The organism is Mucilaginibacter defluvii (genome assembly GCF_039543225.1).
GTDB lineage: Bacteria > Bacteroidota > Bacteroidia > Sphingobacteriales > Sphingobacteriaceae > Mucilaginibacter > Mucilaginibacter defluvii.
In genome coordinates, this window is the sequence record NZ_BAABJI010000004.1 from 284488 (window position 1) to 298830 (window position 14343).

Annotated in this window: 14 protein-coding genes and 2 tRNA genes; 12 read left to right on the top strand and 4 right to left on the bottom strand. The window is 44.0% G+C overall.

Going from position 1 to position 14343, the window contains the following annotated elements:
* Window positions 1-14: 14 nt before the first annotated feature.
* Entirely contained in the window at window positions 15-527 is a 513-nt protein-coding gene (locus ABD960_RS18185) for a nucleoside deaminase (RefSeq protein WP_345333426.1), read from the bottom strand.
* A gap of 169 nt (window positions 528-696) precedes the next feature.
* Here ABD960_RS18185 and ABD960_RS18190 point away from each other — a divergent pair.
* From ABD960_RS18190 to ABD960_RS18210, 5 genes are all read left to right on the top strand, one after another.
* A tRNA-Glu gene (locus ABD960_RS18190) sits at window positions 697-771 on the top strand.
* Between the two features lie 62 nt (window positions 772-833).
* Window positions 834-905, top strand: a tRNA-Glu gene (locus ABD960_RS18195).
* Window positions 906-1195: 290 nt separating this feature from the next.
* Complete coding sequence (locus ABD960_RS18200) at window positions 1196-2005, top strand: zeta toxin family protein (RefSeq protein WP_345333428.1); 810 nt, start codon at window positions 1196-1198, stop codon at window positions 2003-2005.
* A gap of 11 nt (window positions 2006-2016) precedes the next feature.
* Window positions 2017-2259: a hypothetical protein gene (locus ABD960_RS18205; protein WP_345333430.1), complete on the top strand. Its 243-nt coding sequence runs from the start codon at window positions 2017-2019 to the stop codon at window positions 2257-2259.
* Window positions 2260-2380: 121 nt separating this feature from the next.
* Complete coding sequence (locus ABD960_RS18210; protein ID WP_345333432.1) at window positions 2381-2941, top strand: DUF4256 domain-containing protein; 561 nt, start codon at window positions 2381-2383, stop codon at window positions 2939-2941.
* 9 nt (window positions 2942-2950) lie between these two features.
* On the opposite strand, the gene ABD960_RS18215 is transcribed toward ABD960_RS18210, so the two are convergent.
* Window positions 2951-3838, bottom strand: a complete 888-nt coding sequence (locus ABD960_RS18215) for a dienelactone hydrolase family protein (RefSeq protein WP_345333434.1) — start codon at window positions 3836-3838, stop codon at window positions 2951-2953.
* Between the two features lie 150 nt (window positions 3839-3988).
* Here ABD960_RS18215 and ABD960_RS18220 point away from each other — a divergent pair, with 150 nt between their 5' ends.
* Both ABD960_RS18220 and xth read left to right on the top strand, forming a co-directional pair.
* A complete protein-coding gene (locus tag ABD960_RS18220; protein WP_345333436.1) occupies window positions 3989-4432 on the top strand; it encodes a hypothetical protein in 444 nt (147 codons plus the stop codon).
* Window positions 4433-4538: 106 nt separating this feature from the next.
* The gene (gene xth / locus ABD960_RS18225) at window positions 4539-5315 is read left to right on the top strand and encodes an exodeoxyribonuclease III (protein WP_345333438.1); all 777 of its coding nucleotides are present in this window, start codon (window positions 4539-4541) and stop codon (window positions 5313-5315) included.
* A 57-nt stretch (window positions 5316-5372) separates the two neighbouring features.
* Here the strand turns inward: xth and lepB are convergent, their stop codons facing one another.
* The gene (lepB, locus tag ABD960_RS18230) at window positions 5373-6470 is read right to left on the bottom strand and encodes a signal peptidase I (protein WP_345333440.1); all 1098 of its coding nucleotides are present in this window, start codon (window positions 6468-6470) and stop codon (window positions 5373-5375) included.
* Between the two features lie 81 nt (window positions 6471-6551).
* Window positions 6552-7718: a hypothetical protein gene (locus ABD960_RS18235; RefSeq protein ID WP_345333442.1), complete on the bottom strand. Its 1167-nt coding sequence runs from the start codon at window positions 7716-7718 to the stop codon at window positions 6552-6554.
* A 281-nt stretch (window positions 7719-7999) separates the two neighbouring features.
* On the opposite strand from ABD960_RS18235, the gene ABD960_RS18240 reads away from it, so the two are divergent.
* The 5 genes from ABD960_RS18240 (at window position 8000) to ABD960_RS18260 (ending at window position 14262) form a co-directional block, all read left to right on the top strand.
* The gene (locus ABD960_RS18240) at window positions 8000-10945 is read left to right on the top strand and encodes a TonB-dependent receptor (protein WP_345333443.1); all 2946 of its coding nucleotides are present in this window, start codon (window positions 8000-8002) and stop codon (window positions 10943-10945) included.
* Window positions 10946-11164: 219 nt separating this feature from the next.
* Window positions 11165-12148 carry a hypothetical protein gene (locus tag ABD960_RS18245; protein ID WP_345333445.1) on the top strand — a complete coding sequence of 328 codons (984 nt, stop codon included), beginning with the start codon at window positions 11165-11167 and terminating at the stop codon, window positions 12146-12148.
* Window positions 12141-13262, top strand: coding sequence for a glycosyltransferase (locus ABD960_RS18250; RefSeq protein WP_345333447.1), 1122 nt, complete (start codon window positions 12141-12143; stop codon window positions 13260-13262). The genes ABD960_RS18245 and ABD960_RS18250 overlap by 8 nt, the downstream gene beginning before the upstream one ends.
* Before the next feature lie 21 nt (window positions 13263-13283).
* Complete coding sequence (locus ABD960_RS18255; RefSeq protein ID WP_345333449.1) at window positions 13284-13646, top strand: VOC family protein; 363 nt, start codon at window positions 13284-13286, stop codon at window positions 13644-13646.
* 58 nt (window positions 13647-13704) lie between these two features.
* Window positions 13705-14262, top strand: coding sequence for a DNA-3-methyladenine glycosylase I (locus tag ABD960_RS18260; protein ID WP_345333451.1), 558 nt, complete (start codon window positions 13705-13707; stop codon window positions 14260-14262).
* Window positions 14263-14343: the final 81 nt, after the last annotated feature.

The following is a 14343-nucleotide window of genomic DNA, read 5'->3' on the forward strand; positions in this document are numbered from 1 at the left end:
TGGTTATAAATTTACTAAAGAGTTCCGTTTTTTACTTCACTTTTTTCAGCCTCGCTCAGCTCCACCCATTGCTCAAAACTGCGTATGGCATCACTCGCGCCGATGCGCTTAAAAAATATGCTCCGCTGCTCAAGCGGCTTGCCTAACTCGGCTGATATCTGTGTATCGCCAAAGCCCGCCCACTCGGCATCGGTTTTTGTATTGCCGTAATAAACCACGTTAATGCGCGCCCAGTATATGGCGCTGGTACACATAGGGCAAGGCTCGCAGCTGGTATACATAATGCAGCCTTCCAGGTCGGGGGTTTTAAGTTTTTTGCAGGCTTCGCGGATGGCATTTACTTCGGCATGGGCGGTTGGATCGTTAGTGGCGGTTACTGAATTCGCGGTGCAGGCCACCACCTCACCGTTTTTTACAATAACAGCGCCAAAGGGGCCGCCTTTACCCGTGCGTATGTTATCATCGGCACATTTAACGGCCATGCGCATAAAGCTTAGGTGGCTATCGTCAATCTTTTTTTTGTTCATAAGCTGATGTAGGTATACAATACTTTGATGCTGTTTTTTGTTTTTTTATAACGTGCCGATAACCACACCATTTAAGAATTTTAAAATGTTGCAAATAATGTTTTAATTTTATTTGGAAAGATATATCTTTGCAGACCCAAAATAAGGGGAATTGTTCTTTTTACATTATGGCCCGTTCGTCTAGGGGTTAGGACGCCAGATTTTCATTCTGGAAACAGGGGTTCGATTCCCCTACGGGCTACCATGTTGAAGTTGATCGTTGTGAATGATCAATTTCAGCTGCATTCTTAATAAGTTCACTAACCCGGCCCGTTCGTCTAGGGGTTAGGACGCCAGATTTTCATTCTGGAAACAGGGGTTCGATTCCCCTACGGGCTACAAAAGCCGCCTTACAATTGTAAGGCGGCTTTTTTGTTGATGTATATGCTTAAAGACATTTAAATCATTAACATAATTATTATTCTCTTTTATGTTGATAAGTTGATAATCTTTAATAAAAATGTAAAAGAAAAATTTCATATTAGAAGCTGTAACCATAAACCATTTATCATAACGTTACGTTTATAAATATGAAAATATCATATTCAAGGCCGTTAAACGACGATGAGGCCGTTGAAAATTTTTTGTATAAACAGCTCCGGTATAGGGAGGATCGAAATATTATTCCAATGATCGTTAAGGGTGAAATTGCCCTGCCTGTATACGAAGATTTTCCGACTTCTACCAGCAAAAAATTTCGTGTCAGTGAATTTCGGGAAGAAGATAATAGATGGGAAATGAGAAGGCAAGTTGTAAATGAACTTTATGATTATAAGCGAGAAGGAGATGATGAGTCTATTTGCTTAGGACGTGGAGGAGCTGCTCCTTTAAGTGAGATAAAAAGAAATGGCGATGCAGTAATTTTAATAGGCCTGCCAGCGTCTGGGAAGTCGTCAATTGCGAATACTATAGCAGAATCTTATGGGGCGTATATATTAGATTCGGACTTTGCGAAAAGAAAATTACCTGAATTTAAAAATTACGAATGGGGTGCCTCCTTGGTTCATAGTGAATCGGATGAAATTATATTTGGTTATGAACATCAGCCAGACGACTTTGAAAGTCTTCTCCAAAAAGTTTCTACTGATAAAACAAACATTGTAATCCCTAAGATTGGACAAAAGCCAGAAAACATTAAAATATTGGCTTTGGTTCTTCAAAAGCTGGGTTATAACGTTCATTTAATTTCGGTTAATTTACGAAGAGAAATCGCTACTCTTAGAGCGGTTGAGAGATATAGGGCGACTAAAAGATATGTTCCACTTGGATTGATTTTTGATGGCTACAGTAATGATCCTATTTTAACTTATTACATTTTGAAATCGAAAGAAAACCAATTGTTTGCAAGTTTTGGGGAGCTGTCAACAGAGCAAAGGCCACCAACAGTAACGGATTTAGAGCGTGACAGCCCAGTAAAATTGTTTCAAAACCCCATTTAGTATCCATCGCTATGGCAAAAAAAATTCAAAAAAAACGCAGAGTGCTTGTCGCTAAAATGTCTTCCGGGGGAGTTATCGCCAAAAGGTCAAATGGCAATAAATTATCTTCTCATGGAATCGCAGTATTAAAACATTCGCCTTATACAATAGGACGAGATGAAACTGTAAAAATTATTAAGGCGGTAGATAAAATATATAATCAGGAAACGTCAGATATAGAAAGACTTGCACGAATTTATAGCGTGAAAAAGTAGCTCTATATTAAAAGCGTTGTATTACCCCTTAAATTTTAGAGAAGCCTTCGCTAAGTGAAGGCTTTTGCATTAGTTTAGAACCGAGACGATTATTATTCGCTAACCAATTCAGATACATGCAATGACCACCCACCATCTCGCCCCCGACCAGCAAACCGAACTGCTTAACACACTAAAAAGCCGTTTTGAAAAGAACACCAACCGCCGCCCGGGCATTAACTGGGCTGATGTAGCGGCCAGCCTCAGTATAAAACCGGCAAAGCTATGGTCGCTAAACGAGATGGAACGTACCGGCGGTGAACCTGATGTAGTTGGGATTGATGCTAAAACCGGTGAATATATTTTTTATGATTGCGCCCCCGAAAGCCCCAAAAGCCGACGCAGCCTGTGTTATGATGGTAAGGCGTTAGATGCCCGTAAGGAATTTAAGCCTGAAAATACCGCTATGGATATGGCAGCTGCGATGGGTATTGAAATACTTACCGAAGCCCAATACCGCGAACTACAGCAATTGGGTGAATTTGATTTAAAAACTTCGAGCTGGGTGCTAACCCCTGCGGATATACGTAAACTGGGCGGCGCAATTTTTTGCGACCGCCGCTACAACACCGTATTTACCTATCATAACGGCGCATCATCTTATTACGCCGCGCGCGGGTTCAGGGGCGTATTAAAGGTTTAAAATGCTATTTCAGGATAGCGTTTGCGTAAAAAATTCAATCGTGCGTTTCCAGGCCAGCTCAGCTGCGGCTTTATCGTAACGTGGCGTAGTATCGTTATGAAAGCCATGATTTACATTTTCATAAACAAAGGCCTGGTATTTTTTATGGTTAGCTTTTAAAGCGGCTTCATATGCTGGCCAGCCATCGGTTATACGTTTATCCAGCGAGGCATAGTGCAGCATCAGCGGCGCTTGTATCTTGGGCACATCGGCAACATCGGGCTGGGCACCATAAAATGGCACCGCCGCCGCCAGCGCAGGTATGCGTACGGCCATCATGTTGGCAATACCGCCACCAAAGCAAAAGCCCACCACGGCCACCTTGCCGTTGCAATCCTTATGATTTTTGAGGTACTGGTAAGCAGCTATAAAATCCTCTTCCATTTCGCCTTTGTCGCGCTTGCTTTGCAGGGTGCGGCCTTCATCATCATTACCCGGATAGCCGCCAAGCGGGGTAAGCGCATCGGGCGCTAAGGATACAAAACCTGCCAGCGCGGTGCGGCGGGCCACATCCTCAATGTAGGGGTTTAGTCCGCGGTTTTCGTGCACTACAATAATGCCGCCTAACTTCTTTTTAGCATCAACCGGTTTTGATAATAGGCCTTTTATAGAGCCGCCACCTTTAGGCGATGGATAATTAATATATGCTGATTTCAGCCTTGGATCATCAGCCTGTACCTGAACATGGCCTTTATAATCGGGCATCAAAAAACTCATTAATGAGGTTACCGTTAAGCCACCTACCGCGTATAATGATAGCTTTTGCATAAACGCGCGCCTGTCCAGCCGGTTATGAGCGTAATCATCATACAGATCAAATACCTCCTGCTTAATATCCTGTTTGTTGATGTGGCTCATGTTTTAAATAGGTTTACTCAAATGTAGCTTTCGGTTGGTAATAGCTTGTTGGTTTGAGTGTAACAGTTTTGATGGGAGGATGGTTTTTGTGGCGGATAACAACTGTATGATTTAAGCTTATGAAACATTATTTTGCAAGTTAAATTCAAAATGAAATCAAATAATCAACTAAGCTATTGTTATAGTATCTTTTTCACAGCAATGCCAATTTTGGCAATCAGTGCTTTATCAATTTTCTTTTTCCTTGTGCTTTGTAATTCTTTGTTTAAGCGAGAAATATTGTGGACACTAATTATTTCACCTTTTATAGTTATCGGGATAGGTGGTATTCTGTTTTTTGTGAGAAAGTATTTTTTGCCTGCTATCAAAAAGCAAATAATATTAACAATAGATAAAGAAAAGATAGTAATAACTGAAAGTAAAAAGACAATTTATTGGGCAGATGTAGAAGAGGTGAAAATTAGATTTAATGCCGCACTTGTATTGACCATGAATGATGGGTCTGAAATTCATATTGAAACCAGATATCTGCCTATTAATGCTGATAAATTACTTGAAGAGATAGAAGCGTATTTTTACAATGCCAATTTTTGAGATAAACAAGATGTGAGTATTAATTATATTCCTGTCAAACACATCAAAAACCATTACCTAAACATCAAAGTTATTTACTCCGTATACTTGTATATAACATTACCCAATGAAAATAGCAACCTACAACGTAAACGGTGTTAACGGCCGCCTGCCGGTACTGCTGCGCTGGCTTAACGAAAGCGCGCCGGATGTGGTATGCCTACAGGAACTGAAAGCCCCGCAGGAAAAATTCCCTGAGCAGGCCATAGCCGATGCCGGATACAACGCGATATGGCACGGCCAGAAAAGCTGGAACGGCGTAGCCATACTGGCAAAGGGCCTGGACATCAATGAAACTACCCGCGGACTGCCCGGCGACCCGGAAGATACCCACAGCCGGTACATTGAGGCTGATGTGAACGGACTGACCATTGGCTGCCTGTACCTGCCCAACGGCAACCCGGCACCGGGACCAAAATTCGACTACAAGTTAAAATGGTTTGAACGTTTTACCCTGCACGCCGCCGGGCTACTGGCTTCAAAAAAACCGGTAATACTAACGGGCGATTACAACGTGATGCCTACCGAGCAGGATGTTTACAAGCCCGAACGCTGGGTTGAGGATGCCCTTTTTCGGCCGGAAACACGCGCGGCTTTTAAAAAACTGGTTGACCAGGGCTGGACAGATGCCCTGCGCAAGCTATACCCCGACGAGGTGATCTATACCTTTTGGGATTATTTCCGCAACGCGTATGGCCGCAATGCCGGGCTGCGTATCGATCATTTTTTGCTGAGTCCGCAAATAGAGGGCAGGCTTGCCGCAGCCGGGGTCGACAAGCAGGTGCGCGGCTGGGAAAAAACTAGCGACCATGCCCCGGTTTGGATAGAACTCAAAGACAAATAACATAAAAAGCCCTTACAATTAATAAGGGCTTCCATTTACATATTTAGTATAAGGTGTTTATTCGATAGTGCGCATTACACGGCTCCATCGTACTTTATTAAACAGGTTTTTGGTGCTGTCAACACTCATAAAGGTTAGTACGGCCTTGCCTACCACATGATCTTCGGGTACAAAACCCCAGTAACGCGAATCCTCGGAGTTGTGGCGGTTATCACCCATCATCCAGTAATAATTCATCTTAAAGGTATAGCTGTCAGCCTTTTTATTGTTGATGTAGTAACTGCCGTTCTCCTTTTTGATGGCATTGTGCTCGAACAGGGCAATATTGCGACCATACAAGGCAACGGTTGAATCATTAAGCGGAATGGTCATATCGCGTTTGGGTACGGTGATCGGGCCGTAGTTATCTTGGTTCCAGTTAAATAGTTCGCTTTGCGGAAAAACGCTAATATCCTGCTCGCCTTTTGGCTCAATAACCGGATTGATTGATTTTATGTTTGATAAGCCTTTCAGTTGATCAAAACTATCCGTCGGGATGATCATCACATAATCATTATTGTTTAACTGGCCGCGAACTTCCACGTTCAGGTCTTTCAACAATTCAGGATTAATGGCGTTGCCGTCGGTGCTAACCAGCCATGAGGTTTGCGCTTTGGGCGCGTTCTTTAATTCCTTGCCGTTCATCATCACTTTGGTATCAACAATGCTTAATACATCGCCGGGGGTGCCCACGCAACGTTTAATATAATGCACGCGCATATCAACCGGGTCTTTTGGTGTACCGCCGGGATAGTTGAACACCACAATATCGCCACGCTTTACTTCCGAAAAACCCGGCAGGCGGAAGTAAGGCAGCTTAATGGCATCCCAGTAAGTTTTAATATCAGCCGAGGTAACGTGCGATTCCAGGAATGGGATAGACAGCGGCGTGTTCGGCATGCGTGCGCCATAGCTCAGCTTGCTTACAAACAGGTAATCGCCCGTCATCTCTGTACCCTCCATGGAGCCGGATGGAATGGCATAAGCTGAAAACAGCAGGCCACGAACAACGGTTGACACCACCAGGGCGAACACAATGGCATCCAGCCACTCGCGGGCTTTGCTTTTCTTTTTAGCGGGAGTTTGTTTTTTGCGCGAAAATGGGTTCAGCTTCATGCGAATAGCAGATTAAATGTTAGCGTTATAACGATAACATTTTGACGGCATTAGGCTTGGGTTGTTACAAATGGAGTGGATTTATTTTACAATATCAAACCAGGGAATATTAAGCAAGCCTTTGTAATAGTTGACAGATACGGTGTCGCCCACTTCAACATCCGAGTAAAAGCTGCTGCTTACCGTGTTTTCATCAATTTGCTTTTGCGGCCCCCAAGGATTTAGTTTCAGATAATAGGTGGTTGATTTATTCCCTTTTGATATTCTTTTATCTAATACTTCAGCCTTATAGGTTTGTGGCGTTGATCTGTCAAAATTAGAATTGATCATCAGCACATCTATTACACAAAGCAGAAACAGGAATACAGCTAACAATATGGTGTTTGATGTTTGCGCCTTATCCTTAAAGCCAAATTCTTTACTGCCTGTAAAAGTTAAAGCAATCAATGGCAAAAAAGCACCAATAACATATATCCATACATTCTCAAATGAGAATATATGCAGATCAAAAACACAACGAATCGCTAAAGCGCACAGCGGGCCCATAAACGCGAAACCTACATTAGGGTTAGCGGAGTTGTTGCTTGTATCAACACGGATAAGTCCTTTGCTACTCTTTACTACGATAAGCACGGCAACAGGGAACACAGTGTTGAGAATAATAGAGGTCTTATCAGGAAAAAATCCTACCCATAAGGCTAACGCCACGCCGACTACATTCAGGAAGATACATAGTTGCCTTGTTTTTTTAAGATGAGCCGCGGCATCCTCCGGGTTTACGCCATAATCGCTATTATTAATAATATCTGCTTCTGATCGATATCTGTCGCGAACATCAAGGTCTTTAAAGTTTTGGCGTAGTATTTTTAATATTTTTGATTTACCAAGGTAAGTTGATAGCTTAATAACCGTTTTTTTTGTTTGGAACGATTCGAGGTAAATGTAATTGTCATCTACACGATAGCCCTCTATATCCTGATATAACACTTCCTTTTGAGTAAAGGCTCTTACATGTATTAGCTTATCCTCCTCAATAATTACTTTCTCTTTAAAAACACGAATAACGCAGTAGCCAAAAAATAATATGCCAATAGGCCCGCATATTATGCCAAAAATGCCCGTTGAGCCGGTAAACCCGTCGTAAATAAGCCACCCAAATACAATGGTCAGAGGTATTGAAATCATGGCAAGAAAAATTCTCCACCCGATGGCGAACGAGATCTCTGTTTGATAAGGCTGATTGTACATTTTAATTTATATCGAACTCAAAAATAATAGGTGCAGGCAAGAGAGAGAAATAAAAAACTAAATTATTATCTACCAATTCTATAGATATTATAATAATAATTTTTATCATTGCAGAATTAACACACAACAATCACATAATGAAACACTTTTTACTTTTAAACCAACCTTTAAAAATTGTTACAGCTTTACCTGAAGGCTGTATGTGTTGTTGTTGATGCCCGTCCCCTTTCGCGTTAATTTAAAAATCACTATCACATACTGATAACCACCATAATTTTATAATGAAACTTTTTCGTAACGTGTTAAACGTCGTTTTAAAAGCGGCCTTAATAAATTTTGCACTCTTTTTCGCGCTCACACATCACGCCGCCGCACAGGAAAACCAACTGGTTGAAATATCGGGCAAGGTTACCGACAATACTACCAAGGAGGCGTTGCCCGGCGTAAGCGTATCCATAAAAGGTACCGTATCGGGTACAACCACCAACGCGCAAGGGCGTTTTTCGCTGCGGGGGAAGCTTAGGTTTCCGTTTACGCTGGTGTTCTCAAGCGTGGGCTTTAAAACACAGGAATTCGCGGTTAACTCGCCCGGCACCAGTCTGGATGTATCGCTAAGTACACAATCCATATTGGGTAACGAGGTGGTGGTATCCGCTTCAAGGGTTGAAGAAAGCATCCTGAAATCGCCCGTAGCTATCGAAAAGCTGGATGTAAGGGCCTTGAAAGAATCGCCAGCGCCAAGTTTTTATGATGCCCTGGAGAATGTAAAAGGCGTTCAGCTTACTACATCAAGCTTAACTTTTAAGGTGCCTAACACCCGTGGCTTTAACATTCCCAACAACTTCCGCTTTAAGCAACTGGTTGATGGTATTGATATGGAAGCCGCTACCCTGGGCGTACCGCTGGGTAACGCTATTGGCCCCACCGAGCTGGATATTGCCAGTCTTGAGGTGATCCCGGGCGCAGCATCGGCACTCTATGGCATGAACGCCATTAACGGTATGGCCTCGCTGCAAACCAAAAACCCGTTTTATTATCAGGGTTTAAGCGTATACGTTAAAAACGGCATTAACCACGTGGGTGGTACCGGTCGCGATTTGAGCAATCTGACCGAAACCGCTGTTCGGTATGCCAAGGCGTTCAACAACAAATTCGCCTTTAAGGTTAACGTGAGTTACCTGAGAGGTACTGATTGGGTGTCGGACACACGCCGCGATCAAAACCCGAACAACCTGGTTACCGCCAACCCTAACTACCCCGAACTGGCAGCCAACAACCCGGCTTATGATGGCTGGAACAAGTATGGCGATGAGAGCAACAACGCGGTAACGGTAAGCGGTATCAATTATAATGGTAATGCCGGTCAATCATTCATTGTACGCCGTACAGGTTACAATGAGCGGGACATTGTTAGTCCGATAGTGGATAACCTGAAAGTGGACGGCTCGCTGCACTATAAAGTCGCTAACAACGCAGAGTTATCCTACGGTTATCGTTTTGGTAAGATGGATGGCGTATTTCAGCGGGGCAACAAAATTCAGCTGGATAACGTGATCGTACAAAACCATAAGCTGGAATTAAAAGGTGCCGACTACTTTGTGCGTACTTACATGTCGGTTGAAAACTCGGGCGACTCGTACAACGTAAAGCCGATGGCTGATAACCTGGACATTGTTAGCGGCGGTACCAATGCCGCCTGGGGCGCCAAATTCAAAACCGCCCTGCAAACCGCGCTTGATGCCAACACCCCGCTGGCTGATGCCATGGTAGTTGCACGTACCGCGGCAGATGCCGGCCGTGTAATACCCGGCACGCCCGAATTTGCCGACCTGAAAAGCCGCATAAGAGGTGTAAATAACTGGGATTACAACGCTACCACTAAAATAGGCGGTGCGGCATTGATACAAAAAAGCCGTACCTACCATGCCGATGCGCAATATGATTTTACCGATAAGATAAAATGGTTCAACCTATTGGTGGGTGCCGATTTCAGGGAATATTCCATCATTCCGGACGGTAATAACTTTGTGGATTTTTCGCGCCCGATTGCCGAGCGTAACCAACCGCTGCCTGATGGCAGCTATGGCAGCAATGTGCATTACACTAAGGTGGGCGCCTTCGCGCAGGTCACCAAAACGTTTTTTGAAGAAAAGTTGAAAATATTCGGCTCGCTGCGTTTAGATTATAACAAGGAGTTCGACCCTAAGCTTAACCCGCGTATAGCGGCGGTATATACCCTTGCCGAAAAGCATAACTTCCGGGTATCATACCAAAACGGGTTCCGTTTCCCGGCTTTGTTCGAGGCATTATCATTCGTTAACAATGGCAACGTGCGCCGTATAGGTGGCTTGCCATACATCAATGAAGGTTTGAATTACCTGGATAACTCGTACACGCTGGCATCCATCAACAACTTTAACGCGGCCGTTAATAATGAAGTAGCCAACAGCAACGGTACCGTTACCCGTAACCAGGCCGCGTTGAACAACCGCAACCTGTTGCAGGTGACTAACCTGGGCAATACTGAGCCTGAGCAGATCAACTCGTTTGAGGCGGGTTACAAGGCTTTATTGTTTGATAATAAGTTAGTGATTGATATTGATGGCTACCTGAACAAATATACCGGCTTTTTAGGGCAGGTTGAGGTTGCCGTACCATACCTTAATGCTACCGATGGCGGCGGCACACTGGCCGCGCAGGCACAGGTAGGCAGCGACCAAGCTGTTATTGCCGCCCTTGCCGAAAACCGCAACGCCCAGCAAACCCGCTATCGTGTATACACCAATGCTAAAAACACGTATACCAACTATGGCTCGTCGTTGGGGTTAACCTATAACTTTTACAAGCGCTATACCGTGAGCGGTAACCTGGCTTACAACAACATTAAGGGTAACGAGAGTGCCGATATTTTTGTGACCGGCTTTAACACGCCAAAATGGGTTACCAATGTATCATTAGCTAACCGCGAGGTGGTAAAAAACCTGGGCTTTAACGTAGTTTACCGTTACCAGAATTCATTTTTGTGGGAGAGCCCACTGGCCAATGGTACGGTACCGGCCATCAATACTTTTGATGCGCAGGTATCATACAAAGTACCAACAGCTAAGGCAACTATCAAGTTAGGCGGATCAAATATATTTAACAGGAAATACTACCAATACGCTGCGGGCCCAACCATTGGCGGCCTGTACTACATAGCGGTAACGTTTGACGGGCTTGATTTTTAACTATTAACTGAGCCATAAATGCGGGCGGCACTTTAACGGGTGCCGCCTTTTTTGTGTCATAAATTAAGCGCGTATCACAAACGGGAATGAAAGTTTAAAACAAACCGGAGTAAAGTTTGTAGTCATCGTGCGCTTCAATATTAAATAAATATTAACGCGTTAAAAAGCAGGCGTCCGGCACTTGCTTTTCTTTTTTGTAGTTTTGACAAATTTTACCTGTTGACCGTAATTGCTAAAAAGTTATTCTCGTGGCTTATCAAGGCTGCTATCCTCGGGCTTGCCGCGTGGTTCATTTATCATAAATTCCTTACTAAGAACAATGATCTGCAGGAGTTCAGCATCAAGGTTTCCAGCCTAACAAAAGGACAGGTTATCGGTACGCTTACGGCGGTATCTATCCTGATGATGCTGAACTGGACGCTGGAGGCCCTTAAATGGCAGTACGTAAGCCGAAAGCTCATTAATATCTCCATATGGAAAGCGCTCGAATCGGTATTTTGCGGGTTAACCTGGGCCATTTTTACACCCAACCGGGTAGGTGAGTATGGCGGGCGCATTATGTTTTTGCCTAACCGTAAACGTATTCACGGCTTGTTTGCCATGGTTGTAGGTAGCCTTGGCCAAAACCTGATAACCAATATTTTAGGATTGATCGGCACCCTTTGGTTTATATATACGTACAAAGATCAAATGCACATTGGTACATTATTTTTTGGCTGCATTGCCGTACTGGTGGTCGTTTTTTTACTGATGCTGACCCTGTTTTATTTCAATATCGAGTGGATGGTGAGCCTGCTGAGCAGAATAAAGTTCATCAAAAAGTACGAGCGGTTTTTTAACATTATGGCCCGCTATAATACAGACGAATTGCTTAACATCTTATGGTATTCGGTAGCGCGGTTTATGGTGTTTACAATGCAGTATTACCTGCTGATCCATTTGTTGCTGCCGCAATTAGGTTTGCTTACTATCGTGATGATGGTGTTTACTTTTTTGATCATCCAGTCGGCACTGCCATCGCTGGATATATTTGATATTGGCGTACGCAGTTTTACCGCCACCAGCCTGTTCGCTTATGTAACAAACGAACAATTAGCCGTGGTTGCCTGTGTATCTATTATATGGCTCATCAACCTGATTATCCCCGCGGTTATCGGTTGTTTTTTTGTACTTAAACTCAAATTCTTTGACCGTTATGCATAGTATCATATCCATGCTGCTCACCGGTATCTACCTGTGTGTGCTCATTTACCTTATAAAAGGCTGGTCTATGCTTAAACGTGCCAAACCATCGCTCACTACCTTTAAAACAAAAGTTACTATACTAATAGCCGCACGTAATGAAGAAGCAGGCATCCACCTCACTATTGAGGATTTGCTGGCGCAGGATTATCCCAAACATCTTACCGAAATAATTATTGTTGACGATCACTCTACCGACCGCACCGCCGAGATTATCCGCGGTTATGCCGAACAGGGTGTTAAGCTGTACCAGATGCGCGCGGGCGAAGCGCTCAACTCCTATAAAAAAGCCGCCATTGCTGAGGCCATCGCCCTATCCACCGGTGAGCTGATGGTAGCCACGGATGCCGATTGCCGAATGGGTAACAAATGGCTGTCGTCGGTAGTATCGTACTACGAAACAGAAAATCCGGTCATGATCTCATCGCCGGTTACCTATTTCCAGGAAAAATCACTGTTCGAACTGTTGCAAACGCTAGAGTTTTCCTACCTGATCGGTATCGGCGCGGCATTTATCGGCAACGGCAGGGCTTCAACCTGTAACGGCGCTAACTTTGCTTATCGTAAGGATGTATTTTATGAAGTAGGCGGCTTTAAAGGTATTGACGACCTGGCATCCGGTGATGATGAACTGCTGCTGCAAAAAGTGGCCGAGGTTTATCCCGGCAGGATAGGTTTTTTGAAAAACCAGGATGCCATTGTTTATACCCACGCCAAACCAACGCTTGAAGATTTTTTACAGCAGCGCCGCCGCTGGGCCTCTAAATCAACGCGGTATAAGGATAAAAAGATCGTCGCCATGGCCGTATGTATCTGGCTGTTCAACGTATCGCTGCTGGCCAATGCACTGCTGGGGTTTTATGATATATACTTTTTTAAGTTGTTTTGCGTGCAGTTCGCATTAAAATATGCGTTTGAAACAGTGTTCCTGTTGCCCATCACCTCATTTTGGAAACGGCCGGCATTGGTGGGCTTGTTGCTATTGCTATCGCCAATACATATATTGTACTTTGTTTACGTGGGGTTGATGGGCAACACCCGCAAATACGCCTGGAAAGGGCGTTTAGTACGTTAATTATAATCTAAAACATCACCTATGGCACCCGCAACAGTTTCAATAAGGCCTTTTATAGGCGCAAAAGATTTTGAGCAATCAAAAGCATTTTACCGCGAACTGGGTTTTGAGGAGCACAGCATCGACGCAAAAATGTCGTTACTGCAACTGAACGGCCTCGCCTTTTACCTGCAGGATTATTACGCCAAGGAATGGGTAGAGAACACCATGACATTTTTCGAGGTAAAAAGCGCCGCAGAATGGTTTGAACATCTGCAAGGCCTTGACCTGGAAAATAAATATCCCGGTGTAAAACTGGTACCCCTTCGCCACGAGCAATGGGGACAGGAATGTATGGTGTTAGACCCGGCCGGGGTGTTGATACATTTCGGTAATTTTCATTAATACAAGCTAAATTAATTAGCAAAATAGATATATTTACCGCTCACAAACCTTTGATACAATGAGCAAACAACCCCACCGCTGCGCCTGGCCCGGCACCGATGAACTGTATATTAAATATCACGATGAAGAATGGGGTAAAGAGGTGCATGATGATAAGATATTCTTCGAGTTCCTGCTGTTAGAATCGGCACAGGCAGGACTAAGCTGGATCACCATACTGCGCCGCCGCGAAAACTACCGCAAGGCATTCGCCAACTTTGATGTGAAAAAAGTAGCTGCCTTTACTGATGATGATGTTAGTCGCTTGCTGACTGACGAAGGCATAATCCGCAACCGCTTAAAAATTACAACGGCCATTACCAATGCCCGTTTGTTTATAGATATACAAAAAGAGTTCGGCTCGTTTGATAAATACCTGTACAGCTTTATGCCCGGTGGCAAGGCTATTAATAAGCCACCACAAAGCGGCATCCCGGTAAGTACGCCCGAAAGCGACGCGATAAGCAAGGACATGAAAAAGCGCGGCTTTAAATTTTTTGGAACCACTATTTGCTACGCGTTTATGCAGGCCACCGGTATGGTGAATGATCATGTGCTGAGCTGCGATTTCAAGTAGGTGATAGTGTTAGTAATCAGTAACCAGAAAAAGTAGTAAATCAATGTTAATCCACTCCCTATTTGCGCTTGCGCAGAGAGG

Excerpts from the sequence above, each read along its gene's own strand:
- ABD960_RS18185 (WP_345333426.1), bottom strand. The coding sequence starts at position 527 with ATGAACAAAAAAAAGATTGACGATAGCCACCTAAGCTTTATGCGCATG.
- ABD960_RS18200 (WP_345333428.1), top strand. The coding sequence starts at position 1,196 with ATGATCGTTAAGGGTGAAATTGCCCTGCCTGTATACGAAGATTTTCCG.
- ABD960_RS18205 (WP_345333430.1), top strand. The coding sequence starts at position 2,017 with ATGGCAAAAAAAATTCAAAAAAAACGCAGAGTGCTTGTCGCTAAAATG.
- ABD960_RS18210 (WP_345333432.1), top strand. The coding sequence starts at position 2,381 with ATGACCACCCACCATCTCGCCCCCGACCAGCAAACCGAACTGCTTAAC.
- ABD960_RS18215 (WP_345333434.1), bottom strand. The coding sequence starts at position 3,838 with ATGAGCCACATCAACAAACAGGATATTAAGCAGGAGGTATTTGATCTG.
- ABD960_RS18220 (WP_345333436.1), top strand. The coding sequence starts at position 3,989 with ATGAAATCAAATAATCAACTAAGCTATTGTTATAGTATCTTTTTCACA.
- xth (WP_345333438.1), top strand. The coding sequence starts at position 4,539 with ATGAAAATAGCAACCTACAACGTAAACGGTGTTAACGGCCGCCTGCCG.
- lepB (WP_345333440.1), bottom strand. The coding sequence starts at position 6,470 with ATGAAGCTGAACCCATTTTCGCGCAAAAAACAAACTCCCGCTAAAAAG.
- ABD960_RS18235 (WP_345333442.1), bottom strand. The coding sequence starts at position 7,718 with ATGTACAATCAGCCTTATCAAACAGAGATCTCGTTCGCCATCGGGTGG.
- ABD960_RS18240 (WP_345333443.1), top strand. The coding sequence starts at position 8,000 with ATGAAACTTTTTCGTAACGTGTTAAACGTCGTTTTAAAAGCGGCCTTA.
- ABD960_RS18250 (WP_345333447.1), top strand. The coding sequence starts at position 12,141 with ATGCATAGTATCATATCCATGCTGCTCACCGGTATCTACCTGTGTGTG.
- ABD960_RS18255 (WP_345333449.1), top strand. The coding sequence starts at position 13,284 with ATGGCACCCGCAACAGTTTCAATAAGGCCTTTTATAGGCGCAAAAGAT.
- ABD960_RS18260 (WP_345333451.1), top strand. The coding sequence starts at position 13,705 with ATGAGCAAACAACCCCACCGCTGCGCCTGGCCCGGCACCGATGAACTG.